Origin of the sequence: Candidatus Tisiphia endosymbiont of Stenodema calcarata (assembly GCF_964030695.1) — a bacterium.
Lineage (GTDB): Bacteria > Pseudomonadota > Alphaproteobacteria > Rickettsiales > Rickettsiaceae > Tisiphia.
Window position 1 is genome coordinate 1,155,347 of the sequence record NZ_OZ034911.1, and the last position, 25,187, is coordinate 1,180,533.

Here is a 25,187-nt window from a genome sequence, read left to right on the forward strand (position 1 = left end):
GAGAAGGCGTAGCGTATATATAGTATAGTTACGCATGCGAATCAATGATATTCTCAAAAAACAATTCGAAAAACAATTCGTAGGATCAGAAGAGTACACTATAAATTTATTCATCTGACAATTATCTTGTAACCGTGTCTATAACCACACAATTAAGGTTTATGATATTTATCAATTATCCAATCTATAAATATATTATCAACAGACTGCTTCTTCAAAGCATACTCATATACTTCTTTTATTAGAGCTGTAAGGTTTCTCAATGAGAAACTTAAGTTTCTTTCAATTAATATATTAATTGTTGCACTAGTAGCTTTGCTAAAAATTTTTATCTGATCAACAGTTAGTATCTCGAGGTTTATTTCATTATCAATAACAAGAGCTTCCAAGTTAATGTCTAAGGCTTTTGCAATTAATTGTAAATTATTAGCACTAGGATTTTTTGAACTACCATACAAAATGCTATAGACAGTATTTCTACTTAGTCCAGTTTTCCTCTCTATATCTATAGCATTTATGTTTTTTTGAGCCATTAACGAATTAAGTCTAGCCTGTAAATTTGCCATAAGTAATACTTTGTATATAAAATTAATATTTTTAAAATATAAGGTATAATAATCAAAAAGTAAATACCAATTACATTATTTTTTCCGTGTTAATTCTAATTGTTCCTGCTGCTCTAGCTGTTGTTTTTGTCTATATATAAATTAATAGTAGGCTCAGTATGCCATTAGGGGTGACATCCGAAGGAGCTGAGATGACACACCCTAGGCTATTAAACCGATGTCTTACATCGAATTAAGGTTAATATACTGCTCGTAAATGAAGAGTTGATAGACGAAGATCAAAATCATGAAGTGCTAGGAATTACCAAGTCGAGGAGCGGAGCGTACATATAGTACGTGAGCACCGCAGATCTTGGATAATGACGACGCAATTCTTGATTTTCATCGAGTATGCCTACTTGTTTCATTAAGAATCAAAAGATAGTCCATCATCTACCCCTGACAATGGAACAGACACTGCACCAATACCACGATCAAGTACATTTTGGTATATAGTAGTACATTTATTATTAAATGAATAATCCGTAGTGTCATGACTTGTTGCTTCATATAAGGATTCTACAATACCACTTATCTTTTTTAAATGAGCATCAGATGATAAACCCATTGATTTGTTCAATAATTCCCGAAAATCATTTATATCTTTCTGTATATTCTTATCTAGCTGTGCCTTAAACAAATATGGTTTTTTAATTCTAGCACCATATGCTTCTAATAGACAAACATTTGGATAATTACCATTTATAGAAGCAATGTCTAATGGTGTATTAGTGTCCTTATTAGCTATATTTGGATCTGCTGCCATTTCTAATAACATTTCAGTGATCTTAGTACTATTAGGATTGTTTTTATGTTCTGTTGCATAATGTAGTACAGTATTACCGTCTTTATCTTGATTATTTACATTACCTTTTGTAACTAAATGATTTACTAATTTTACATTACCTGTCTTTACAGCTGTAAATAAAGGATTTTTATCAAATAAAGTAGTTAAACCACCATAGCGTACTTTAGCAACAACTTGCTTACACACTGTTCCAAACGTCATATTTATTCCTCCAGTTAGTTTTTATATCACAAATATCCGTTTGAAACGGATATTTGTGGTCATACTACAGTAAAATTCCATTACATGCAAGCAATATTTAAAAAATTTTTAAGTTGAATAAATAGAATCAAAGGTTTATATACTCGAATGTGACTCCGAATTGGCTTTAATATAAGGAAAAATGTATTCTTAAAGCGGCTAACGCGAATGCATTTTAAACCTTTCTAAAGCTAAAAACATGATTTTAGCACAATATTAATTTAACAATCAGATGCAGAGCCGTCTCAAATCTGATTGTTTCCATAATTTCACCGAATTTGGGATAAGAATTGATAAATTCTTATCCCGAATTCGCATAAAATGAGGTTAACTTAACGTGACAATCTAGTGCGAATAGTGTATGGTAGCATTTGAAAATAAAATTGACTATAGCATTTTTTATCAAAGAAGTCTCTTATCACCTCAATTTCGGATTAATGAAATTAATCCGAAATTGGAATGAGAGTGTAAACAATCAGACTTAAAGCGGTTTGACACAAAGTAACAATATGGAATTCGATCCTAATCTACTATCTCGTATACAATTTGCCTTTACCATAAGTTTTCATATAATTTTTCCGTCCTTTACCATTGGTCTTGCTAGCTGGCTTGCTGTCGTAGAAGGGTTATGGATTAAAACTGGTAATAATATTTATCAAGAAATATATAAATTTTGGATTAAGATTTTTGCTATTACTTTTGGTATGGGAGTGGTATCAGGCGTTGTTATGTCTTATCAATTTGGTACGAATTGGTCAGGTTTCTCTGATAAGGTAGGTAATGTACTTGGACCACTTTTAGGTTTTGAAGTGCTTACTGCATTCTTTTTGGAATCATCTTTCCTTGGAATTATGCTATTTGGCTGGAATAGAGTCAGTAAAAATATGCATTTCGCTGCCACTTTAATCGTGGCAGTTGGTACAATTATCTCTGCTTTTTGGATTATTGCAGCTAATAGCTGGATGCAAACTCCTACTGGTTATGAAGTACGAGCAGATAATATTTTATACCCGGTAAGTTGGTTGAAAATTATTTTTAATCCTTCATTTCCATATCGTTTTTGTCATATGATTGTAGCAGCATATTTAACTACAGCTTTTGCAGTTGGTGGTGTTGCTGCCTGCTATCTTTTACATAAAAAATTTGTTAACCATGCTAGAATCATGTTTGGCATGGCAATGTTGATGGCAGTAGCTGTTGCCCCTATACAACTTTTTATTGGTGATCAACATGGGTTAAATACTCTAAAACATCAGCCGACAAAAGTTGCTGCTATAGAAGGTATATGGGACACAGAGAAAGGAGCAGACCTTAGACTCTTTGGCTGGCCTTCATCAGAAGAAGAGACGACAAAATATACTATAGAAATACCAAAAGTTGCTAGCTTATTACTGACACACAGCTTAGATGGAGAAGTAAAAGGTTTAAAAGAATGGCCAAAAGAAAATCGACCTCCTGTATTAATAGTATTTTTTTCCTTCCGAGTAATGGTAGGAATCGGTATATTAATGGTAATTACTGGGGTTATTGCATTAGTGTTATACTTACGTAAAAGATTATTTGATACAAAATGGTTTCAATATTGGTGCATGTTGATGACTCCATCTGGTTTTATAGCAATATTAGCAGGTTGGTTTGTTACAGAAGTTGGTAGGCAACCTTATGTAGTATATAATATACTCAGAACATCTGAAGTATCTTCACCAGTATTAGGTCAATATATCTTTGCCTCACTAATTGCTTTTGTTATAGTGTATGCTTTTATATTTGGCGGAGGCATTTATTATATTATAACTTTAATAAAAAAAGGACCTAGTACTATAGTCAATTCAGGAGGATTTGATGCTAGGAACGATGGAGCGAAGCCTATAGATAATAGGCGAGCGACGAGTGACGACGTCACCAAATTCTCATCAATTGACTATACAACTATAGTACTAGGAAATCCAACCAGTAAGGGATAATATCAACCATGCTTAATTTTGCTCCCTATATAGATTTACCTTTGGTTTGGGGTGGAATAATTGCCACAGCAATCTTTCTTTATGTATTATTAGATGGGTTTGATCTAGGCATTGGTATATTATTCCCATTTGCTCCTACTCAAGATTGCCGCAATAAAATGATGAACTCTGTAGTACCATTTTGGGACGGTAATGAAACTTGGTTAGTTTTAGGTGGTGGGGGGTTATTTGCCGCATTCCCACTAGCTTATTCAGTTTTGATGTCAGCCTTCTATATACCAATTACCGTAATGCTTTTGGGATTAATCTTCCGCGGAGTAGCTTTTGAATTTAGATTTAAAGCCTCTCTAAAATATTGTTTCATATGGGATTACTCTTTCCATTTTGGCTCTATCATCGCTGCATTATTTCAGGGAATTATGCTAGGAGCTTTTATACAAGGAATTAAAATTGATGGCAGAATATTTGTTGGCAATGCTTTTGATTGGCTAACACCTTTTTCTATCATGACAGGTATTGCTCTAGTATTTGGTTACGCTCTTCTTGGTGCTACTTGGCTGATAATGAAGACTGACGAAAATACCCAAATATGGGCTCGTAAATCCGCATCATACGTGTTAATATATGTTATGTTATTTATGGGTTTAGTAAGTTTATGGATACCGTTTTTAAATGAGCGAATTCGTATATTTTGGTTTAGTATGCCTAATTTTATATATCTCTCATTAATCCCCGTTTTAACTATTTTTACATTATTTAGGTTACTTTCAACTCTTTATAAGAATAAAGAATTTCAGCCTTTTTGTTACTCAGTTTTACTTTTTATTCTAGGCTATTTGGGGCTTATCTTAAGTATTTGGCCTTTTATAGTACCATATCAAATATCTCTGTGGCAAGCGGCAGCGGCAGCAGAATCACAATCTCTAATGTTGGTAGGGGCGGCAACACTTTTACCAATAATATTGGGTTATACAACTTATTGTTATTATATATTCCGTGGAAAATCGACTCATCACCCTATGTATTAGTAAGTTGAGAAAAATTTTTATTTCTCAAAAATCCAAACAATGGTTTTGGTTTGTAATATTATACTTAGTGGGGTTAATATTTGTGCTATCATTATCCTGTATAATTAAAGCTATCTTTTATATATTAAACTAATAGCTTTTACTACTGCTCCCTAGCTCTTCTAACTTTCGACAGTTGATGAAAACCAACATAAAGCAAAGGTGTTACATAAAGTGTTAATATCGACCCAACAACAATCCCTGTTACCAAAACTATAGCCATTTGAAAACGACTATTGGCATAGTTGCCATTATCAAAGAAAAGTGACAACAAACCAATACTCATAGCTAAAGAAGTAATTAAAATTGCCCTGATTCTTGATGTTGCCGCTGTTACTATTGTTTTTAGAGTTCTTTGTCCCTTCTGATGCATTGCACTACATAACAACACACTATGCTTAGTCATTAATCCTGCTAATGTGATAAGTGATATTTGCGTATATATATTTAATCCCCCTTGAGAAAAATATAAGCTTAATAATGCTACACTTAAAGCGGCTGGAATTCCCCCAACTAAAATAAACAGTGATAGAATTGAGTCGTTAAAACGTGCAAACATTAATAAGTAGAGTCCAAGTACAGATAGTAAAATTAGTACTGTAAATGATGATGTTGAATCAATAAGTATTTGCGTTTGCTCACTATAGCTAATATCACTATCATTTGGTAACTTGCTGTTTAACTGATTAATAAAATGAACTGCATCCTGCAATTTAATACCATGTTTAGCAGTGGCAATTACTTCAATGGAATATTGCTCATTATAACGCATAATTTGATTAACGGTATTCACCCTATTAATATCACATATATCCTTAAGCTGAATAAGGTTTTCTCCATTTTTCTGTGTTGTAATGAACATATTTTGTATATTACTTAGTGTTTTGCCAAATTTAGGATCTGATTTAGCGATGACATCATAGCTATTATCATAGTGCTTAAAGCTCCCTATCTTCCTAGCATTAAACAGAATGTCTAACGTACTTGATATATCTTTCTGACTTAAACCATATTTAAATAACTTATCTTGATTACACCAAATTTTATAATCTTGTACAGGTGAAGCCTCAATAGCTATAACATTAGTAAATAAATCTTTTGAGTTAGTCTGTATAAAATGAACAGCCTGCCAAGTATTCTCCATGGATGATTGGTTATTGACATAAAAGCTTAACTCAACATTACCCTTTGCTGAACCAGCATTTTTCCCTTGAGCAAATTTCACTGAAATATCTCCACCCACTGCTATTTTTGCTAGTTTAGCTTCAATGTCATGCAATGTTTGTACCGCTTTAGTTTTATCTTTTAATATCAACCAAATTGTTGAACGTGGTGATTCTTCAATGCTCAGAGTATATTTTATATTATCATTATCTTTGATTATTTTAGTAATTTTCTCCATATAGTGATGGATGTAACTTAAATTGGTATTAACCATAAAGGTGTTAGTAAGTATAAGCATATCTTTTTTTTCAAATGGCTCAATTTCTATTTTCATATTGTTAACTGCAACATATGTACCAGACGCTACTACGATAGTCACCAAGGATAAAAATACTTTAGCATGGCGTATAATAAGAAATAAAGACTCCTGATATTTGTATGTAATCATATCCAATGTCTTATTAACAATTTGAACAAATTTGCTTTCATGCGTATTATTTGCTAGTTTTAAAAACAATATGGGTGTTAAGGTAAATGCAACGATAAAGGACATCACTAAACAAGCAATTACTGACAAAGCAAATTCCTGCAAAATTTTTCCTACTTCTCCTTTAATAAACAAAATAGGGACATATATTACTACTAGCGTAAACATCAATATTAAAACAGATAAAAAAAGACTATAAATTGCTTGCAATATACTAGTTAAAGCATCTTTATTCTTCCGATAATAATGTTCAGCATTTTCAATCACTACAATAGAGTCGTCAACTACTAACCCTATAGCCAGTACCATCGCCAACATTGTTATGGCATTGAGTGTAAAACCACATAAGTACAGCATAACAAAACAAGCTGCAAGCGAAACTGGAATTGCACAAATTGCGATAATTGAATATCGCAATGATCCCATTAGCAGTAAAACAATTACTGACACCAACAAGACCGATTCAAGCAAAGTTTTTCTTACTTCTTGAAATGCTTGTAAAATATCTTGGCTATCATCGATAATAACCTGAAAGATAAATTGGGGATTGGCTTTTTCATAATGTTCTAGGAAATGTTTTACACTCTTTGATACATCGATTGGATTTGCATCCGACTTAGCAAAAATACCTAATAAAACAATTTTATCCATACCAAAATAAGCAAGGCTGAGTAGCTCTTTATCTGATATTGTAATGCTGGCAATATTTTTTAATTTTATAGCAACATTATTACTTTCTAAATTGATTTCACCAAAATCACTCAACTTATTAATTGCTGTATCAAAAGAAATATACTCTGTTTTATATTGATTTGATAACTTACCACCAGAGAAATCACTGTTTTGTAGTGTTAACGAAGCAAGAATACTATCTAACGGAATATAATATTTTGCAATCTTTTCAGGATCAATATCGATATTGATCACTTTTTCAGTCATACCAAAACTAGATGTATTAGCTACACCATCAACATATTTAAGCTTTTTTTTGATCAACTCAATATAATCAGCAGTAGCTGATACATTGTTCTTAGAACTCACCGCAATATACATCATTGGTAAAACAGAAAAGCTTTCAGTAGATATTATAGGCTCTTTAGCCCCCTCTGGCAGGAGAGCCTTATTTTTTAGTATCAAATCTCTAACTTGATTAATTGCTTGTTCTATAGGAACTTTTTTGGCAATGCTTAGAGTTATTTTACTCTCTCCTAACTGACTAATAGCAATAATCGACTTAAGACCATCAATGTGTGAAAAAACTTCCTCAAAAGGTTTGGTAGTATATTTCTCTATCAGGTCCGGCTTTACATTCGGGTTAACAATAGAAATGTAAATATTTGAAACAGGAATGTTTGGTAAAAGTTGAATTTTCAGCTGCAAATATGAGTATATACCAAATAGCACAACCACAATATTTATCACAATAAAGAAGCTACTATGTTCCAACAATTTTTTTATCATAAAAGTTTTTTCATATTAATCCCTAATATTCGTAGTACGGCTCGGCATCCCTATTTGCCTCGGTAGTGAGTTCAGGATTTTGGGTGGCGTGGCATTGTTTGGTATTCTAGTTACAGCTGGAATTACAATTTTAGGTTTAGTTACAGCAGTATCTTTTTTTACTATTTCTGGATCGATTACCTTAGTTGTAGGCCGCTTTGAGGCTGCAAGTTGAGGATCATTCTGTCCTCGTTCTATTAATACGTTACTAGCTCCAGTTCTTACTGTTTTTACTGGACTCGCTCCCTCAGTTGTGGATGCTTTCGGGATTACAACTGGAGCTTTATTGTTCTGTTGTTCTAGTAGGTTAGTTGCAGCAACTTTCTGCTCTAATGAATTAGGAGATTTTGTTAAATTATTTGAATTACGAGATCTCCTATGAGATCTCTTACTATATCTCTTAATGGTATTGTCTGCTACAGCTTTGTTTGCACTGTTAGGATTAAGAAGCAGTTGTTTATTTGTCTCCGTTAACGTCGCAATCTTTTGTTGTAGTGCAGCTAATTCTTGATTCGCTGGTTTTGCATTTGCTGAACGCCTATGTACCGTAGTCGCTGGCATAGCTTGTCCCTTAAAGTTTGTCTTATCATCTTTTTCTACCTTCCCAACATTTAGTCCTGCTTTTTTTAATGCAGCTTTCCTTTGCTCAATATCCCTTTCTTGCTGTGCAACCTGTGGCTCTTCTTTTCTTAGTGAGGCCTTCTTGTTATCAAGCAGTCTTGCTTGCTGTGCAACCTGTGGCTCTTCTTTTCTTAGCGAGGCCTTCTTGTTATCAAGCAGTCTTGCTTGCTGTGCAACCTGTGGCTCTTCTTTTCTTAGCGAGGCCTTCTTGTTATCAAGCAGTCTTGCTTGCTGTGCAACCTCTGGCTCTTCTTTTCTTAGTGAGGCCTTCTTGTTATCAAGCAATCTTGCTTGCTGTGCAACCTCTGGCTCTTCTTTTCTTAGTGAGGCCTTCTTGTTATTAAGAATCCTTTCTCGATCCGCAACCTGTGGTTCTTCTTTTTTTAGTGAGGCCTTCTTGTCACTAAGAACCCTTTCTCGATCCGCAACCTGTGGCTCTTCTCTTTTTAGGTCATCCTTCTTTTTATTAAGATCTCTTAATTTATTCTCAACATCTCGTTGAAGACGCTGTACTTCCGTCTGTTTTTGTTGAACTTGCTGTAATTGCTGTGCTCTTCCTATCTTTGCTCCAGTTTTTTTCGATCCATTAACCGAAGATGTTTTATTAGACAAAGGCGACTTATTCTGTAGCATTTTTAATTCCTGTTCTTTTTCTGCTAGCTCTTTAAGCACCACATCGTTTAATTTAGCCAAATTTGCAAATTGTTCTTCACGATCTTTAACTGCCTGATCGTTTTCTGCGATCAAAGCTGCAATTCGCTCTGCATGATCTTCATTCAAATCTGCGATTGTTTTGTCTCTGTCTTCTAAATCTTTAACTACCTGATCTTTTTTTTCAGTCAAATCTGCAATTTGCTCTTCATAATCTTCAGTCAAATCTGCTATTTTTGCTGTCAAATTTCCTATTTGTTCATCATAATCTTCAATTACTTTTTCGTTTTCTGCAAGCTCATCTGCTAGTTCTTTAACTTCATTAACTTTCTCTACCAACTCTTTAGCTACTCGTGCGGTTTCCTCAGTCAAATCCTCAATTTGTTCTTTATAATCTTTAGTCAAAGCTTTTAGAGATTCAACTATCTCTCCCTCTTCTTCAAGTACATCTTCTAGGTCTTGAATTTCCTGCCTTGTTTCTGCTAGCTCTTTAACTGCCTGCTCCTGCACTACTTTAAATTCTTCCTCTCTTGCTTCATGAGCTTTAACCATCTCATCTTGTTTTGCATTCAAATCCTCAATTTGTTTTTCATGAACTTTAACCTCTTCATCCAACTTAGCCTTGTCTTTTAATGCCTCATCTTTTGCTTGATTCAAAGCTACCATTTTTTCTGCCTGAGCTTTAACATCTTCAACCAACTTAGCCTGTTCTGCTAATGCATCATCCTTTTCTTTAGCCAACTTATCCTTCTCTACTAATGCATCATCCTTTGCTTTAGTCAAATCTTCTATTTGCTTATCTTTTCCTGTCTGAGCTTGAGTCAAAGCTGTTACTTTCTGCTGTTGTTCTTTTAGATCCTCAGCTGCCTGCTCTCTTGCCTTTTGAGTTTCAGTCAAAGTGGCATTCAAAGCAACAGTTTCTTTAGTCAAAGCTTCTGCCTTATTTCTAGCATCTACTAAATCCACCCCCAAGCCATCCTTATCTTTACCTAAGGTTGTTATCTGCTCTTGCAAACTCTCATTTTCCTTCTCCTTTTCTACTAATTCTTGCTGAGCTAATTCTAATACCTGTTGATTCTTTGTTATCTCAACCTGTGCCAACCTTTCTAATTCTTCTGCTTTATCAAATTTAGCTTGAATAGCATCTTTTTCATTATTAGCAACTTGTAAACTATTCTCCAACTGCTTCTTAACTTTAGCCACTTCATCTTTTTGTTCCATCAAAGTTGCTATCTCATTTTCTGCCTTTGCAAACCTCTCACTTTCTTCCTTAAATTTATTCTCCTTTTCTACTAATTCTTTTTGAACTGACTCTAATGCCTGTTGGTTCTTTGCTATCTCAGCCTGTGCCAACCTTTCTGATTCTTGTGCTTTAGCAAATTCATCTTGAATAGCATATTTTTCATTATTAGCAACTTGTAAACTATTCTCCAACTGCTTCTTAGCTTTCTCTAAGGCTGCCATCTTTTCTTGTAGGTTCTTACTTTCTTCCTTAAATTTGCTCTTCCCTATTTCTAATTCTTGTTGCTTATTTACTATTTCAGCCTGTGCATCCTTTGCTTGTTGAGTCAAAGCTGCTAGCTCTTTAACTGCCTTCTCTTTTGCCTGTTTTTCTTTATCCAAAGTTGCCATTTGCTTAGCCCTCTCTTCATGATCTTGCTTCAAAGCCGCTAAATTCTTTTCTAACTCTGTCTTACTTGCTTGTAACTGTCCATTTTCTTCCTGAGCTTTAGTCAAAGCTGCCATTTTTGCTTCATTCTCCTGCTTTTTTTCTTCTAGATCTTTAACCATCTCATCTTGTTTTGCATTCAAATCTGTTATTCTTTGCTCTCTTTCTGCTAGATCTTGATTCAAAGCTGTTACTTTCTGCTGTTGTTCTTTTAGATCTTCAGCTGCCTGCTCTCTTGCCTTTTGAGCTTCAGTCAAAGTGGCATTCAAAGCAACAGTTTCTTTAGTCAAAGCTGCTACCTCTTTAGCGACCTTCTCATTTGCTACTTCAAATTCTTGCTCTCTTACTTTCCACTCTTCAATCAACCCCCCTATTCTCTGCTCATTTTCCTGTTTTTCTTTAGCCAAAGCTTCCATCTGATCTTTTAAAGCTGTTATATTCCCTTGCAAATTTAGAGACTTACCACTTTCTTCCTTGAATTTATTCTCCTTTTCTATTAATGCTTGCTGAGCTAATTCTAATGCCTGTTGATTCTTTGTTATCTCAACCTGTGCCAACCTTTCTAATTCTTCTGCTTTATCAAATTTAGCTTGAATAGCATCTTTTTCATTATTAGCAACTTGTAAACTATTCTCCAACTGCTTCTTAACTTTAGCCACTTCATCTTTTTGTTCCATCAAAGTTGCTATCTCATTTTCTGCCTTTGCAAACCTCTCCACCACTAACTTATTCTCTTTCTCTAAGTTTTGTTTGTCTAATGCGTGAGCTGCTATCGTTTCAGCCAACTCATCCTTTATCCCTTTTAATTCGTTATCTTTTTCCTGTTGTACTTTAGTCAAATCTGCTAGATCTTTAGCGACCTTATCATTTGCTTCTTTTAATTTTTGCTCTTTTGCTTTATGATCTTCAACCTCTGCATCTAACTTAGCTTGTACCTTTTGTAATTCCGTATCTTGCTGCTGTTTCTCTTTAGTCAAAGCTGCTATTTGTGCTGCAAATTCCTGCTCTTTCTTTGCTTGAGCTTCAGTCAAATTTTTTAGCTCTTTAGCTATCTTCTCTCTTTCTTGATTCAAACCTAGCAGTTCCTGTTGATTCTTTGCTAACGTATCTTGCTGAGCCGCAAGTACTTCAGCTAACTTACCCTTCTCGTCTAATGCTTTATCGTTTGCTGTAATCAAATCTTCTGCATTTTTTCTAGCATCTGCTAAGTTTTTTTCCAACTCCTTATTACCATCCTCTAAGGCTTGTTTGTCTAATGCGTGAGCTGCTATCGTTTTAGCCAACTCATCCTTTATCCCTTTTAATTCGTTATCTTTTTCCTGTTTCTCTTTAGTCAAAGCTGCTGCCTTATTTCTAGCATCTACTAAACCCTTCTCCAAGCCATCCTTATCTTTACCTAAGGTTGTTATCTGCTTTTGCAAATCCTCATTTTCTTTCTCCTTTTTTACTAATTCTTGCTGAACTAGTTCATGATCTTTTTTATCTTTATTCAACTTAGATTGGAAATCTGTATTCAACTTATTATATCCTAAATCTTTTGCTGCACTAAGTGCTGTCAGCTGATTTTTTGTATTTTTTTCTGTCTCTTCTAACTGAGTCTTTAACTCTTCCTTAACAACCCCTTTCTCTAACTGCAAATCACCCTGTAAAGCAGCCACATTTTTTTGAGCTTCTTGATTTTGCAGCTGATTTAATGAATTATCTTTTATCTCTAGTTGTTTAGGTAATTGTGATTGTAATTGCTCTAGTTCTTCAAATGCTAATTTTTTCTCCATATAAGCATTATTCAAATCATTTAATTTTGCTTCAGCTTTTTCAATATCACTCTGCAATAGTTCAAATTTCAAAATATTTTCACGTGTTTCCAGCGGTTCACCATCTGAGTCCAATTGATTAATTTGACTATTCGATTGCTTCTTATCACCTAACATTATTTCTTGTTGGTTCGAATTTCCAGTTATATCACTTTGTGATGGATTAGTTTGTGATTGACTAGTTTTCTGCACAGAATCAGCAATATTTGGAACTTTTACAATATCAAGATTTTTGTCATCATTTACAGATAGTTTAGAATTTATTTGAGAACTTGCATTATCTTGAGTATTACGATTATTACTACCAATATACTGTTCTGGAGCAACATTATTGCTTCCTGTAGTTCTTTGCCCTGTATTTGATGAAGAATTTGAGTTATTTGAGGTATTACCACCACTAAGATTTTGAGATTCCTCCAGTTCTTGCTCTATTTTCTTCAACTCTTCCTGAAGCTCACGTGCCTTAGTGCTTTCTTTCTTTATAATATCTGCTTGAATGATTAATTCCCGCTTAAGTTTAGCTATGTTATCATCATTATTCTCAAGAGCATTAACAGAACTACAGAATAACAGTATCATAAAAAAGTATAGTTTTTGAATTTTTTTACTCATTTATATTTATTTCTCCAACAATGAAAAAAAGTATTAATATATTGTAAATTAAATTGAAATATCCTCGATTTACCAAACTATTATTATAATTTGTCAAGTTTCGATTCCGGTACGTCAATAAGTTATGGTCTATTTCGTATTGTTGAGTGAGTTGTCTCATCTTCAATCAAAACCTTGGCTTCGTCATGCAATCCCTTCTTGCCTGAAATAACCACTTGGTCATTGGGTTTGATGCCACTAACTACCTCTACACTTTGGCTATCACTATCACCTATTTCAATCCTTACTTTTTTAGCTGTATTATTCTCAATAACATAGACATAGTAATAAGAGTCAAAAAAAACAGCTGAGTTTGGCAATTTTATCCGTTGCTTGTTGCCATTGAAAATAACATTTACGTTAACAAATAAGCCCGGCATGATTGAATTATCATCATTTGGAATAAATGCCTCAATATAGACTGAGTGATTCTTATCTTGGGCAATTTCTGAAGTTTTAAAATCACTTAGTTTAAGGGCTAAGTTTAAAGCGGGAATATAGATGTTGACATAACTTCCTCCCGAACTTTTAAATTTTTGATAGTCGCTTTCATCAAGACCAAACGCAACCTTGATAATATGAATATCATAAAGAACGACTATTTTATCCTTTTGTGTAACAAGCTCCCCCACAGTAACAAGTTTTCGTTCAACAATTCCACTTAATGGTGCAACAACATAATGATTGGTTTTTTCATCATTTTTTCATCAAGTAATGTATAATATTTTTGTTTAGCATCAAGGTATTCTATGTTATGGTTCACATACTCTGTATATCTAATGAGGTTCTTATCCAATAACTGCTTCATCGCATTAGCTTTTTTCTCTTTAAGACGATACTCTTCATTTGCTAGTTCAATCAGATAGTCAATTTGCGTGGTATCTAATACCGCTAAAATATCACCTTTTTTAACATAACTACCTATAGGCAAGTCAAGTTCTTTAATTCTTCCTGTTGTATTGACTTTAACTGCATGTGTTTCATAGGCTAAGGTTTTACCTGTTGTAACCAATATATCATTTGTCTCCTCTGAATATTGAGCCTTAACCACTTCTACAGGAATTACGACAGCTTGATTGTCCACTTGCTGTGTTGGGGCTTGTCTACTGACTACTTTTTTGATAGAAACTATCACTACAACAATCGATACTGCAACAAATAATAGTCCATATATATAGGATCTTCGACTTATTAATATCTTCCCTAGGGTCATTTGAATTTTACCATATTTTTGATTAGATTGCTAATCTTCTCTTTAATCTATTCATTTTCAACCTCGATTATACTCAAATCATTTGAGTATAATTTCTGATAACAAAAGAACCGTAACAAACGGTTTTATTGTTTTCTAGTCACATATACAGTAAAATTTTATTTTATGCAAGTAATTATTTTAAAATTTTTTAATTTTGTTTACAGAAAGTAGTAATGTAGCTAACATGGAAATGTTTCAACCATAACTAGCGTGTAGCCTTATATACATTATAGCTAATCTAGAAATGTTTGAGTCATAGTAATAGAATTGATGTCACCCCCTGCAAAAACAAGGGTCTACAATCTATAAACACCCCCTCAGAACATTTCTTTCCCGTACCGAGGCTGGGATGACATCGATAGCAGCTAAATAATTTATACCACCCACTGGTAACGACTTTTAAACTGCCCTGTATTTATGTCTATATGCTGAGCTTGCTACTAAACCTTACAAAAATTGTAGGCTATTATGTAATCTACGCTTCTATGTTGTTATCGTCTTTTTTATTATTTAACAACTCTCTTGCTTTAGCAAGTCTTATAAACCGTGCAAAAGCAAAAATCATAGAGTCAACAAAACCATCAAGACCAAACACCCAATATCGTCTTATAAAAAATGATTTAAAAAAATAAAACATAGTTTCTGTAACAATTCTTGTTTTTGATGGACTCCTACCTAGTTTAACTAAGTTTTCTGCTTGCTCAGAGGAATAGCAATTTGCTTTAGCTACCAGTTGTTCAATTGACGTGCCAAGCCTGCGATAAATTATACCATTTAAATCATAGATTTTGTTTTGTAAACTAATATTTAGATTAAATAACACCGAATCATGGGTAGTAATATTATTATCAGAAAAACTACTATATTTACGATTATACAATCTGATGCATTTATTATAAGGAGCAAAGCAGCGAATCTTATCATCATTACGGTGCAATGTGACAATTTTAGTGCGATAGGCTAAATAGTTATCTTGATTATTTGAAGCAAATATAAACTCTATTTCATCCTGTAATTCTTTTGACAATTCTTCATCAGCATCAATATTTAATATCCAATCATTCTGACATAAATTTTTACCAAAAGTCTTTTGTTTAACATATCCATTCCATCCGTTAGAAATCACTTTGACTCCTAAATTTCTAGCAATTTGTACTGTATCATCAGTACTCCCACTATCAACAACAATAACCTCCTCGACAATGTCCTTAACACTGTTGATAGCTCTTGCAATCCTAGTAGCTTCGTTTTTTGTGATAATAAAGGCTGAAATATTTAGCATATCCCTCTCAACTATATCCTTGCATACATTTTCTATCTAGCTTCTGTAAAGGTTTCATTTCTATAGTCTATATGTTCATTAGACTTCTTTCGAAACTCTACTTCTGCTGGTGATTTGTACGCGACGTCTGTACTCGAATCCTCACGTACATTAGAGTACGCTGCGGGTCGAGGTTCCGCGTCTCCTTCACACCCTTGCGCATAAGCGAGTTTCGAAAGAAGTCTATTATTTTTAGGGAGTACCCACAAATTGAATAATTATTGAGGAATTTCTGAGTAAAAAAATAGCCAAGTAACCACAAGCAGTACATATATGTCCATGAGGAACGAAAGCAAATTTTGACAACAAAACTACCAAAAGGAATCAATTCGTGAACACTTCTTTTTGTTCTCGAATCCTCGCTTGCATACCTACTATTACCTACATCTTTTAAAAGTCGTATATTTGAACCTACTGACGTCATATACGACGTCCCACAAATCTAGAGATGTGGGTAATAGTAATAAGGCAGGGATAATACACCCTAGGCTATTAAACTGTCTTTCATCAAACTGAGGTTACACAGAAGGCATACACAAGAAGCTAGAAGCTAATTCATATTTTTAATTTTTTGAGATAATCTACTGATTTTACGTGAGGCTGTATTTAATTTGATAATGTTTTTTGTTACACCTTTCATTATTTCAGATTGTGCAACAGTCAAAGCTAATTTAGCTGATTCTTTCGAGCCATGCGTTACTTCTTGCAAAACTTTTTTTATGTAAGTTTTAATTCTACTTGACCTATTCTTATTTATTAAAGTTTTTTTTATTGTTTGTCTTATTGCCTTTTTTGCTGATGAATGATTAGCCATATTTATTATTTTCCTACAGATTCATTAGTTTTGTTCTTCATGGTTATGACTTTCTGCTTTTGGGGTCATACAGCCTTTACTATTTACATCTCTATCAACGAACTCAATATAAGCTACTGATGCCATATCCCCATAACGAAAACCAGCCTTTATTATCCTAGTATAACCACCTGGACGTTCACTATATCTTTTGCCTAAAACACTAATAAGTTTTTCAGTAGCAACTTTATCTTTGATTTTAGCAAGCACCATTCTTCTAGTCGCTAAATCAGATTTCTTGGCCTTAGTTACCAGCACTTCAATATATGGTCTAAGCTCTTTAGCCTTAGGTAAAGTTGTTTTTATTTGCTCATTCATCACAAGTGCAGCGGCCATATTAGCAAACATCGCCTGTCTATGACTACTTGTTCTATTAAGCTTTCTACCCTTAATTTTATGTCGCATGTTGTTACCTTTTATTAACCTCAATTCGATATAAGAATTGTTAATTCTTATATCGAATTGGCTTGTTATAAGGAAAAATGCATTCTTGAAGCGATTCTACGAATGCATTTTAATCTATTACCGCTAATAATCTTATTTTTATATCGTATAAAAATAAAATTATTAGCAAATTAATACTTAACAATGCAGGTAAAGAATCGCTTCAAACCTGATTGTTTCTATATGTATCCCTGAATTAGATATAACTTGTTACATCTAATTCAGGTTTTATTAATATGGATCTTCATAACGCTTAGATAGCTCCTGAATATTTTCTGGAGGCCATCCTGGTATGTCCATACCAAATTTTAAACCAAAGCCTGATAATATATCCTTAATCTCATTAAGAGACTTTCTACCAAAGTTTTGAGTTCTAAGCATTTCTGTTTCTGTTTTGATAACAAGATCGCCTATATAAATTATATTTTCATTCTTTAAACAATTCTGAGATCTAACAGATAATTCTAATTCCTCAACTTTCTTCAACAACGCTGGATTAAATGCTAATTCTTCTAACTTATCCTGTTTATCTTCTGTTTGTTCTTCAAATGTAATAAATAATTGCAACTGATCTTGCAAAATTCTAGCAGCAAGTGCTATAGACATCTCCGGAGAAATACTACCATTAGTTTCAACGGTCATAATCAATTTGTCATAATCTGTAACTTGACCAACACGTGTATTATCAACTTTATAGGTAACCTTTCTTACAGGACTGAATAACGCATCTATTGGGATAACGCCAATAGCTAATTCCGAACCAACGCTGCTTGCAGCGGGAACATACCCTTTTCCCGTCTCACACACTAATTCCATTTCAAGCTGAGCCCCTTTTGCCAAAGTACAAATCACATGATTAGGGGTTAGTACCTCCACATCATGCCCTGTTCCAATCATCCCAGCAGTTACAACGCAAGGACCAGTAGCACTTAATCTGACAATCTTTCTTTCTGAAGAATGCATCTTAATGACCACAGACTTAAGATTCAAAACTACATCAACTAAATCTTCCTTAACCCCAGGTATAGCAGAAAATTCATGCACCACCCCTAGTATCTTTATTGATGTTATTGCAGCACCCTGAAGAGATGAGAGTAGAATTCTCCTCATAGCATTACCTATTGTTAAACCAAAGCCTCTCTCTAAAGGTTCAACCACAATTTTTACTATATTACTACTCTTATCAGGACTGTCATAAACTATCTTAGAAGGTTTTATTAATGCACTCCAGTTTTTATTTAATGATAACATTATTTACCTATGCCCCTATACTCTTCTTCTTTTTGGTGCTCTAACACCGTTATGTGCAACAGACGAAACATCTAAAACTGACGTAACTATAAAATTTTGACTAAATACCGCACGCATAGCCGATTCCCTTTGAGATCCTGCACCTTGCACTCTAATTGAAACAGTTTTCAGACCGTGTTCTTTTGCAACTTCTGAGGCTTTATCAACAGTTATTTGAGCAGCATAAGGCGTAGCTTTTCTAGCCCCCTTAAAACCATGTGTACCTGCTGTTGAAAAAGCTATAGCATTACCTTGTACATCCGTAAAAGTAACAATAGTATTATTAAAAGTTGTCTTTATATGAACAACGCCAAGAGTAATATTTTTTCTTTTTTTCTTGACCTTAGTATTAGCCTGACTCATCATTATACCATATTACTTTGTAACTTTTTTCTTACCGGCAATCGCAACAGCTTTACCTTTTCTTGTTCGAGCATTAGAATGAGTATTCTGACCTCGAACAGGCAACTTTCTTATATGTCTAAGACCTTGGTAACTTCTAATATCCTTTTTCTTCTTGATATTAAGATTCACTTCTCTTCTTAAATCACCTTCTACTTTATATTCTTTTTCAATAATATTACGTAAAATAATAAGTTCTTGATCTGTTAAGTCTTTGACCCTTTTACTTGCAGATATTCCAGTTTTTTGACAAATCTCTTCTGCAGCAGAAAAACCAAGCCCATAAATATATGTTAAGCTCACTACTAATCTTTTGTTTGCTGGAATATTAACACTCGCTATTCTTGCCACAAATAATCTCCAAAATTTCGATAATAACCAAAAGGGAATAATATAAAAATATCCCTTAAAGTCAAATCATTTTTAATACTTTATATAAAACAAGCTCTACTTCTTCTTTATCCTTATTTGCATCAACAACATAGAATTCACTATTATCTCTATAATAGTGAAGTAACGGATAAGTTTCTATTTTATATTCTTCTATTCTTTGCTTAATAGTCTGTTCATCATCATCTTGTCTGTGCATAAACTTATCTGACCCACAAACATCACAGACATTATCAACCTTAGGTTTAATGAAATAACTATTATAAATTTGTCCACAATTCTCACAATTAAACCTACCTAAAATCCTCTTGATAATCACTTGATCGTCTATGTCAAAAAACACAACTTTAATCTTTTGATTAGCAAACATTCTTAAAAAATTAGCTTGCTCTAAATTACGAGGATAACCATCTAGAACATAACCGTTTTTATATATATCCTGAGTTAAAAACTCCTTAACTACATTATTCACCAATTTAGGAGGGACAAGTTTTCCTTGTGCCATATACTCTTTAATTAACAAACCATCCTTGTTATTAACCTTTACCATTTGTCTGAATATATCGCCAGTAGACACATGAGGTAAATTTAACTTTCTTGCCAATAACTGCCCTTGAGTTCCCTTCCCTGAACCAGGAGACCCTATAAGCACTATAATCATTTGAAACTCTTCTTTAAACATAACATATACCCTCCACTAAGTTAAAATGTATAATTTTTTGCTTTAAAGAATTGTTTTTTTATAATATCAGTTAGTTTTTTAACTTCATTTTTTTAATTAATCCCTCATACTTACTGCTAAATAAATGAGTTTGAATTTGTACAAATGTATCTAGAACAACATTAACAACAATTAAAAAACTTGTACCCCCTAAGGCAAAAGATACGGCGTATTTATTCATTAACATTTCAGGAACTATACATATAAAACTAAGATATATACCACCTATTACAGTTAACCTAGTTAACAAATAATCAAAATATTCCGCAGTATTCTTACCAGGTCTTTTGCCAGGAATATATGCCCCATACTTTCTTAAATTATTTGCTGTTTCTTCTGAATTAAAAACTACTGCTGTATAAAAAAAACTAAAAAACATTATCAACGCAACATACAACAAAATATATAAAGGCTTCCCATGCCCTAGATGGAAAGTTAATAAACTCATAATTTCCGAATTATTGCTAGAAAAATTAGCTATTGTCACAGGAAACAATAAAATTGAACTAGCAAATATTGGCGGAATTACCCCAGAAGTATTAAGTTTAAGAGGCATATGAGTCGAATCACCACCATAAATTTTATTGCCAACTTGTCTCTTTGGATATTGTACCAAAACTTTTCTCTGTGCCTTCTCAAAGAAAATTATTATAGCTATAATTACAATAACTCCTAAACAAATAGCCATAACTACTATCGGAGACAAACCACCACTTCTTGACAACTCAAACATGCTTATAATAGCACTTGGTACCCCCGACACTATACCTATAAATATAATCAAGGACGATCCATTACCAATACCTCTACCAGTAATCTGTTCACCAAGCCACATTAAGAACATAGTACCTACAACTAAAGTAATAACGGTAGTAACCTTGAAAAAAAGCCCCGGTATAATAACTACTGGACCTACATTAGTCACAACATGTTCCAAACTTACTGCAACACCATATGCCTGAAAAGAAGCTAATAAAACAGTTAAATACCTAGATAATTGATTGATTTTCCTTTTACCAACCTCACCTTCTTTTTTTAAATTCTCTAAAGGCTTGTAGGCTATTGACATTAATTGAATGATAATTGAAGCAGTTATATATGGCATAATTGCTAAAGCAAAAATAGACATTCTACCTAGAGACCCCCCAGATAGCATATTAAACATACCAAGTATACCAGATTGATTTTGCTCAGCCACACTGCTTAACGCAACCGAATCAATACCCGCTATAGGAATAAATGACCCAAATCTACATACTATAAGAGCCAAAATAGTAAAAATAATCCTATTAGCTAAGTCTTTATTAGATTTTTGTGTGGAATTTAAACTCATAAATTACAATATTTGACCACCAACTTGTTCTATTAACTTCTTAGCAGAAGCAGAATAAGCATCTAATTGAAATGATAAGGGACTATTAAATTCACCACTTCTAACAGATAGTAATTTAACCAATAATTTAGTATTCTTAATTAACCCGACTTCAACTAATCTCTCTTTTGTTACAACTTCTATTGAGTTCAAACGATTTTCTGCTATTAAAAATTCTATATCAGCAATATTTACTACACTATATTTCTTAGAACTAGGACAGTTAAAGCCTCTCTTTGGCAATCTTTTAATCATAGGCATCTGCCCCCCTTCAAAACCCTTGATAGCTACACCAGATCTAGATTTCTGCCCCTTAACACCTCTGCCACATGTTTTACCTTTACCACTGCCAATACCACGACCTACTCTTTTTTTATCTCTCTTGGCACCAAAATTGTTAGATAACTCATTTAATTTCATTTTCTAAACTCTAATTTATATTTTCTACTTTTAACAAATGTCGTACCTTCTTGATCATCCCTCTAACAGAGTTTGTATCTTTCAAAATAACAGATTTATGCATTTTATTTAGACCCAAACCTACCAAGGTTTCTTCCTGATCATATTTACGACCTATACTACTACCAATTTGGGTAACTTTAACCTTTGCCTCATTCACTTTTTCTTGATTACTACTCATAAATTCCTACAACCCAATTATTACTTTACTTTAAATATAAAGACTCACTATAGCCCATTGCTTCCAAACCCCATTCACACGCAAATTCGGGATAAGAATTAGTTAATTCTTATCCCGAATTGGGGTTAATAGCCTTTGCAGGTTATTTTTTAGATTCTGCTACCTACGCGAGAATGACATCGAAACTTCTTAAGTTGACACCCATGAGTCTACGCTGAAAGGACTATTACACTACTTAAACTTGCACACTTGCTTCTGATATTATTTGTTGCCCTTTTGTAGATTTAGTTGATACCTCATTTATTCTTTTTCCTCTCCTTTCAGCAATATTCTTTGGAGAAGAGAGTTGAGATAACGCATCAAAAGTTGCAGCAATCATCGCATATACATTACTAGAACCCAAAGATTTGGCAACAATATCATGAACTCCTAAAGAATCAAAAATTGCTCTCATAGCACCACCAGCGATAACACCAGTACCTGCCTTGGCTCTTCTTAAAATGACTTTAGCTGCTCCGCTTTTACCAATGACATCATGATGAATAGTCCTATTTTGATAAAGAGGAATTTTAATCATATCTTTCCTTGCTTCTTGAGTAGCCTTAGCTCTAGCTTCTGTTACCTCTTTCGCCTTACCATGACCATAACCAACCTTACCGGCTTTATCACCAGCAACAATACAAGCAGAAAAAGAGAATTTTCTACCCCCCTTTACTACTTTAGTAACTCTGTTTACATCCACCAAAGTTTCTGTTAGTGCTTCACCCGTATTTTTTTTAGCTTTAGCCATTTCTTAAACCTAAAATTAAAATTTCATTTTTTTTCTTGCTGCATCAGCTAAAGCCTTAACAACACCATGATATTTATAACCACCCTTATCGAATACAACTTCTTGTACCCCTTTAAGCGATGCTCTTTCGCCTATTAAATCACCTACTTTCGTGGCTGTACCAATATTACAGTTGGATTTTTTTAACTGTCTAATTTCTTTATCTAAAGTCGAAGCAGATGCAATAGTTATTGATTGTTTGTCATCTATGACTTGTGCATATATGTGCTTTCCAGACTTAAAAATAGACAGTCTGAGTCTGTTTGATACCTTTGATATCTTAGACCTCACTCTAGCCTTTCTTATATCAAACTTTAACTTTGAACTACGCATATTTAACTCTTAAATTTTAATTTTTCTTACCTTCTTTCCTCTGAACATATTGACCTTTGCGTTTAATACCTTTACCTTTATATGGTTCAGGTGGTCTCTGCTTTATAATAATTGATATAAACTGACCTAATTTTTCTTTATCAACACTTTCCAATATAATCTGATTTTGTTTAGGAGCGGTAACTTTAATATTTTGAGGTATTTCTACTTTAGTATTATGACTTTTAGCAAGCATTAAGTTTAAATATTTATCCTTCACCAAAGCCTTATAACCGACGCCATTGACTTCAAGCTCTTCTGTAAAACCTTCTTTAACACCTTTTATCATACTATTTATTATACTTCGTGCCGTACCCCACATAGATCTAGCACTTTTAGTCTCTGCTAATGGTTTTACAAAAAGCTGATTATCTTGCAATAAAATTGCTATATTTCCTGCGAAAGTTTTTGTTAATTCTCCCTTGGGACCAACAACATTAACTTTCAACCCATCAAGTTCAACTTTCACCCCTTCAGGCACAGGGACTGGCAATTTTCCAATACGTGACATCTTTATACCTTAAAACACTTTACAAATTACTTCACCACCAATTTTTTGGCTATGTGCTTCTCTATCTGATAAAACTCCTCTAGAAGTAGAAAGAATATAAATACCCATATTGTTATAATATCCTTTTAGTTTATCAATAGAAGAATAAATCCTCTTACCTGGTTTTGAAACTCTACTTATTTCACATATAGCAGGTTTTCCATTAACAGAATATTTTAGATCCACTTCAATATGACTTATATTACCATCCTTGACAACTACATACTCTTTTATATAACCTTCTTTTTTTAAAACGTCCAAAATAGCACATTTTATTTTTGAACAAGGTAGAGATATATTCATCAATTTACTTTTTTGACCATTTCTAATTCTAGTCAACATATCCGCTATATTATCTGTCATTGACATACGATAAACCTACTATTTTAACTTCAGTTCGATATAAGAATTATTAATTTTTATATCTAATTGGCTTGTTATAAGGAAAAGTGTACCCTTGAAGCGGTTCTACGAGTACATTTCAACTTTTTTCATCATTCAATGGGTGATTTTAATTATTAAAACCACCTATTGAATAGAATATTACATTTTAACAATCAGGTACTGAACCGCTTCAAACCTGATTGTTTCTACTTAACCCTTGAATTCGATATAATAAGTTATATCGAATTCAAGCTATTTTACCAACTTGCTTTAATCAAACCAGGAACTAATCCCTTACTACCAAGATCTCTCAGCTTATTTCGTGATAGACCAAATTTACTATACACTCCTCTTGGACGTCCAGTAAGCTCACAGCGATTTCGGACTCTATTCATAGCTGAGTTTCTAGGTAACTTAGCTAAAACCATCACTAGCGAAAATCTTTCTTCCAAAGATAAAGTTTTATCGTAAATCTTGTCCTTTAATTTAGCACGCTTGTTATATAAACTTTGTGCCATCTTTCTTCTTCTATTATTCTTTTTTATAGAACTTACTTTAGCCATCTATTTTTCTTCTAAAAATTAATTATAAAAAGGCAAATTAAAGCCAGAAAGTAATAATTTACCTTCTTCATTATTCATAGCACTTGTAACAATCGTGATATCCATACCACGAATTACATCTATCTTGTCGTAATTAATCTCTGGAAAAACAATCTGTTCTTTTATACCAAAAGTAAAATTACCTCTACCATCAAAACTTTTACTGGAGAAACCTCTAAATTCTTTAATACGCGGTAGAGCAACGATTACTAATCTCTCTAAAAAATCATACATTCTATCTTTGCGCAGAGTAACTTTACAACCAACTTTCATACCTTCACGAAGCTTAAAAGTAGCAATAGATTTTTTGGCCTCAGTCACTAAAGGCTTTTGTCCTGAAATTAGAGTTAGATCATTGACAGCATTATTAATTACCTTAGAATCTGCAACCGTTTCACCAACACCCATATTAACAACAATTTTTACAACCTTAGGCATTTGATGTTTATTCTTGTACGCAAACTCTTTCTGTAAGTTTGGTACAATCTCTTTAGTGTATAAATCTTTAAACCTGAGCAACA

At 33.4% G+C, this 25,187-nt stretch carries 25 protein-coding genes; 2 read left to right on the plus strand and 23 right to left on the minus strand.

All coding sequences use genetic code 11. From position 1 onward, the window contains the following. Positions 1-152: 152 nt before the first annotated feature. On the minus strand, positions 153-566 hold the full coding sequence (locus ACQH1W_RS05395) for a helix-turn-helix domain-containing protein (protein ID WP_341761512.1): 414 nt from the start codon (positions 564-566) through the stop codon (positions 153-155). 406 nt (positions 567-972) lie between these two features. Then, entirely contained in the window at positions 973-1,614 is a 642-nt protein-coding gene (locus tag ACQH1W_RS05400; RefSeq protein WP_375332798.1) for an ankyrin repeat domain-containing protein, read from the minus strand. A 548-nt stretch (positions 1,615-2,162) separates the two neighbouring features. On the opposite strand from ACQH1W_RS05400, the gene ACQH1W_RS05405 reads away from it, so the two are divergent. Both ACQH1W_RS05405 and cydB read left to right on the plus strand, forming a co-directional pair. Continuing rightward, entirely contained in the window at positions 2,163-3,617 is a 1,455-nt protein-coding gene (locus tag ACQH1W_RS05405; RefSeq protein ID WP_341762575.1) for a cytochrome ubiquinol oxidase subunit I, read from the plus strand. A gap of 8 nt (positions 3,618-3,625) precedes the next feature. Beyond that, complete coding sequence (gene cydB / locus ACQH1W_RS05410; RefSeq protein ID WP_342278262.1) at positions 3,626-4,645, plus strand: cytochrome d ubiquinol oxidase subunit II; 1,020 nt, start codon at positions 3,626-3,628, stop codon at positions 4,643-4,645. 142 nt (positions 4,646-4,787) lie between these two features. On the opposite strand, the gene ACQH1W_RS05415 is transcribed toward cydB, so the two are convergent. From ACQH1W_RS05415 to rplE, 21 genes are all read right to left on the minus strand, one after another. Beyond that, entirely contained in the window at positions 4,788-7,796 is a 3,009-nt protein-coding gene (locus tag ACQH1W_RS05415) for an efflux RND transporter permease subunit (RefSeq protein ID WP_425360980.1), read from the minus strand. A 15-nt stretch (positions 7,797-7,811) separates the two neighbouring features. Then, positions 7,812-13,202: a hypothetical protein gene (locus ACQH1W_RS05420; RefSeq protein WP_425360981.1), complete on the minus strand. Its 5,391-nt coding sequence runs from the start codon at positions 13,200-13,202 to the stop codon at positions 7,812-7,814. Between the two features lie 122 nt (positions 13,203-13,324). After that, positions 13,325-13,873, minus strand: coding sequence for an efflux RND transporter periplasmic adaptor subunit (locus ACQH1W_RS05425; protein WP_425360982.1), 549 nt, complete (start codon positions 13,871-13,873; stop codon positions 13,325-13,327). A gap of 29 nt (positions 13,874-13,902) precedes the next feature. Next, entirely contained in the window at positions 13,903-14,454 is a 552-nt protein-coding gene (locus tag ACQH1W_RS05430; RefSeq protein WP_425360983.1) for a biotin/lipoyl-binding protein, read from the minus strand. A gap of 517 nt (positions 14,455-14,971) precedes the next feature. Next, a complete protein-coding gene (locus ACQH1W_RS05435; RefSeq protein ID WP_341762579.1) occupies positions 14,972-15,778 on the minus strand; it encodes a glycosyltransferase family 2 protein in 807 nt (268 codons plus the stop codon). Between the two features lie 32 nt (positions 15,779-15,810). Next, on the minus strand, positions 15,811-16,026 hold the full coding sequence (locus ACQH1W_RS05440) for a palindromic element RPE1 domain-containing protein (protein WP_375332795.1): 216 nt from the start codon (positions 16,024-16,026) through the stop codon (positions 15,811-15,813). A gap of 341 nt (positions 16,027-16,367) precedes the next feature. Then, positions 16,368-16,631 (minus strand): 30S ribosomal protein S20, encoded by a 264-nt coding sequence (gene rpsT, locus ACQH1W_RS05445; protein ID WP_341761521.1) that lies wholly within the window; start codon positions 16,629-16,631, stop codon positions 16,368-16,370. A 24-nt stretch (positions 16,632-16,655) separates the two neighbouring features. Then, a complete protein-coding gene (gene rplQ / locus ACQH1W_RS05450) occupies positions 16,656-17,075 on the minus strand; it encodes a 50S ribosomal protein L17 (protein ID WP_341761522.1) in 420 nt (139 codons plus the stop codon). A gap of 270 nt (positions 17,076-17,345) precedes the next feature. Continuing rightward, on the minus strand, positions 17,346-18,365 hold the full coding sequence (locus ACQH1W_RS05455; RefSeq protein ID WP_341762581.1) for a DNA-directed RNA polymerase subunit alpha: 1,020 nt from the start codon (positions 18,363-18,365) through the stop codon (positions 17,346-17,348). Positions 18,366-18,380: 15 nt separating this feature from the next. Next, on the minus strand, positions 18,381-18,767 hold the full coding sequence (rpsK, locus tag ACQH1W_RS05460) for a 30S ribosomal protein S11 (protein WP_341763434.1): 387 nt from the start codon (positions 18,765-18,767) through the stop codon (positions 18,381-18,383). Between the two features lie 12 nt (positions 18,768-18,779). Then, the gene (gene rpsM / locus ACQH1W_RS05465) at positions 18,780-19,157 is read right to left on the minus strand and encodes a 30S ribosomal protein S13 (RefSeq protein ID WP_341761524.1); all 378 of its coding nucleotides are present in this window, start codon (positions 19,155-19,157) and stop codon (positions 18,780-18,782) included. A gap of 61 nt (positions 19,158-19,218) precedes the next feature. Then, positions 19,219-19,857 carry an adenylate kinase gene (locus ACQH1W_RS05470; RefSeq protein WP_341763435.1) on the minus strand — a complete coding sequence of 213 codons (639 nt, stop codon included), beginning with the start codon at positions 19,855-19,857 and terminating at the stop codon, positions 19,219-19,221. Between the two features lie 91 nt (positions 19,858-19,948). After that, entirely contained in the window at positions 19,949-21,250 is a 1,302-nt protein-coding gene (gene secY, locus ACQH1W_RS05475) for a preprotein translocase subunit SecY (RefSeq protein ID WP_341761525.1), read from the minus strand. 3 nt (positions 21,251-21,253) lie between these two features. Beyond that, positions 21,254-21,709 carry a 50S ribosomal protein L15 gene (rplO, locus tag ACQH1W_RS05480; RefSeq protein WP_375332793.1) on the minus strand — a complete coding sequence of 152 codons (456 nt, stop codon included), beginning with the start codon at positions 21,707-21,709 and terminating at the stop codon, positions 21,254-21,256. 10 nt (positions 21,710-21,719) lie between these two features. Further along, positions 21,720-21,929, minus strand: a complete 210-nt coding sequence (rpmD, locus tag ACQH1W_RS05485; RefSeq protein ID WP_341761527.1) for a 50S ribosomal protein L30 — start codon at positions 21,927-21,929, stop codon at positions 21,720-21,722. A gap of 235 nt (positions 21,930-22,164) precedes the next feature. Then, positions 22,165-22,719, minus strand: coding sequence for a 30S ribosomal protein S5 (gene rpsE / locus ACQH1W_RS05490; RefSeq protein WP_342278254.1), 555 nt, complete (start codon positions 22,717-22,719; stop codon positions 22,165-22,167). A 15-nt stretch (positions 22,720-22,734) separates the two neighbouring features. Further along, positions 22,735-23,091, minus strand: coding sequence for a 50S ribosomal protein L18 (gene rplR, locus ACQH1W_RS05495; RefSeq protein ID WP_341751354.1), 357 nt, complete (start codon positions 23,089-23,091; stop codon positions 22,735-22,737). A 16-nt stretch (positions 23,092-23,107) separates the two neighbouring features. Further along, entirely contained in the window at positions 23,108-23,641 is a 534-nt protein-coding gene (gene rplF / locus ACQH1W_RS05500; protein ID WP_341748187.1) for a 50S ribosomal protein L6, read from the minus strand. A 9-nt stretch (positions 23,642-23,650) separates the two neighbouring features. After that, positions 23,651-24,049: a 30S ribosomal protein S8 gene (gene rpsH, locus ACQH1W_RS05505; RefSeq protein WP_341748186.1), complete on the minus strand. Its 399-nt coding sequence runs from the start codon at positions 24,047-24,049 to the stop codon at positions 23,651-23,653. Between the two features lie 272 nt (positions 24,050-24,321). Next, positions 24,322-24,627: a 30S ribosomal protein S14 gene (rpsN, locus tag ACQH1W_RS05510; protein ID WP_341748185.1), complete on the minus strand. Its 306-nt coding sequence runs from the start codon at positions 24,625-24,627 to the stop codon at positions 24,322-24,324. Between the two features lie 18 nt (positions 24,628-24,645). Next, positions 24,646-25,185 carry a 50S ribosomal protein L5 gene (rplE, locus tag ACQH1W_RS05515; protein ID WP_375331539.1) on the minus strand — a complete coding sequence of 180 codons (540 nt, stop codon included), beginning with the start codon at positions 25,183-25,185 and terminating at the stop codon, positions 24,646-24,648. Between the last annotated feature and the right edge of the window lie 2 nt (positions 25,186-25,187).

Excerpts from the sequence above, each read along its gene's own strand:
- ACQH1W_RS05470 (WP_341763435.1), bottom strand. The coding sequence starts at position 19,857 with ATGATTATAGTGCTTATAGGGTCTCCTGGTTCAGGGAAGGGAACTCAA.
- ACQH1W_RS05435 (WP_341762579.1), bottom strand. The coding sequence starts at position 15,778 with ATGCTAAATATTTCAGCCTTTATTATCACAAAAAACGAAGCTACTAGG.
- secY (WP_341761525.1), bottom strand. The coding sequence starts at position 21,250 with ATGAGTTTAAATTCCACACAAAAATCTAATAAAGACTTAGCTAATAGG.
- rplQ (WP_341761522.1), bottom strand. The coding sequence starts at position 17,075 with ATGCGACATAAAATTAAGGGTAGAAAGCTTAATAGAACAAGTAGTCAT.
- rplR (WP_341751354.1), bottom strand. The coding sequence starts at position 23,091 with ATGCGTAGTTCAAAGTTAAAGTTTGATATAAGAAAGGCTAGAGTGAGG.
- rplO (WP_375332793.1), bottom strand. The coding sequence starts at position 21,709 with ATGAAATTAAATGAGTTATCTAACAATTTTGGTGCCAAGAGAGATAAA.
- rpsT (WP_341761521.1), bottom strand. The coding sequence starts at position 16,631 with ATGGCTAATCATTCATCAGCAAAAAAGGCAATAAGACAAACAATAAAA.
- ACQH1W_RS05400 (WP_375332798.1), bottom strand. The coding sequence starts at position 1,614 with ATGACGTTTGGAACAGTGTGTAAGCAAGTTGTTGCTAAAGTACGCTAT.
- ACQH1W_RS05455 (WP_341762581.1), bottom strand. The coding sequence starts at position 18,365 with ATGTTATCATTAAATAAAAACTGGAGTGCATTAATAAAACCTTCTAAG.
- rpsH (WP_341748186.1), bottom strand. The coding sequence starts at position 24,049 with ATGTCAATGACAGATAATATAGCGGATATGTTGACTAGAATTAGAAAT.
- rplF (WP_341748187.1), bottom strand. The coding sequence starts at position 23,641 with ATGTCACGTATTGGAAAATTGCCAGTCCCTGTGCCTGAAGGGGTGAAA.
- rpmD (WP_341761527.1), bottom strand. The coding sequence starts at position 21,929 with ATGAGTAGTAATCAAGAAAAAGTGAATGAGGCAAAGGTTAAAGTTACC.
- ACQH1W_RS05415 (WP_425360980.1), bottom strand. The coding sequence starts at position 7,796 with ATGATAAAAAAATTGTTGGAACATAGTAGCTTCTTTATTGTGATAAAT.
- ACQH1W_RS05405 (WP_341762575.1), top strand. The coding sequence starts at position 2,163 with ATGGAATTCGATCCTAATCTACTATCTCGTATACAATTTGCCTTTACC.
- rpsE (WP_342278254.1), bottom strand. The coding sequence starts at position 22,719 with ATGGCTAAAGCTAAAAAAAATACGGGTGAAGCACTAACAGAAACTTTG.
- ACQH1W_RS05420 (WP_425360981.1), bottom strand. The coding sequence starts at position 13,202 with ATGAGTAAAAAAATTCAAAAACTATACTTTTTTATGATACTGTTATTC.
- rpsK (WP_341763434.1), bottom strand. The coding sequence starts at position 18,767 with ATGAGTCAGGCTAATACTAAGGTCAAGAAAAAAAGAAAAAATATTACT.
- ACQH1W_RS05430 (WP_425360983.1), bottom strand. The coding sequence starts at position 14,454 with ATGACCCTAGGGAAGATATTAATAAGTCGAAGATCCTATATATATGGA.
- rpsN (WP_341748185.1), bottom strand. The coding sequence starts at position 24,627 with ATGGCTAAAGTAAGTTCTATAAAAAAGAATAATAGAAGAAGAAAGATG.
- cydB (WP_342278262.1), top strand. The coding sequence starts at position 3,626 with ATGCTTAATTTTGCTCCCTATATAGATTTACCTTTGGTTTGGGGTGGA.
- ACQH1W_RS05395 (WP_341761512.1), bottom strand. The coding sequence starts at position 566 with ATGGCAAATTTACAGGCTAGACTTAATTCGTTAATGGCTCAAAAAAAC.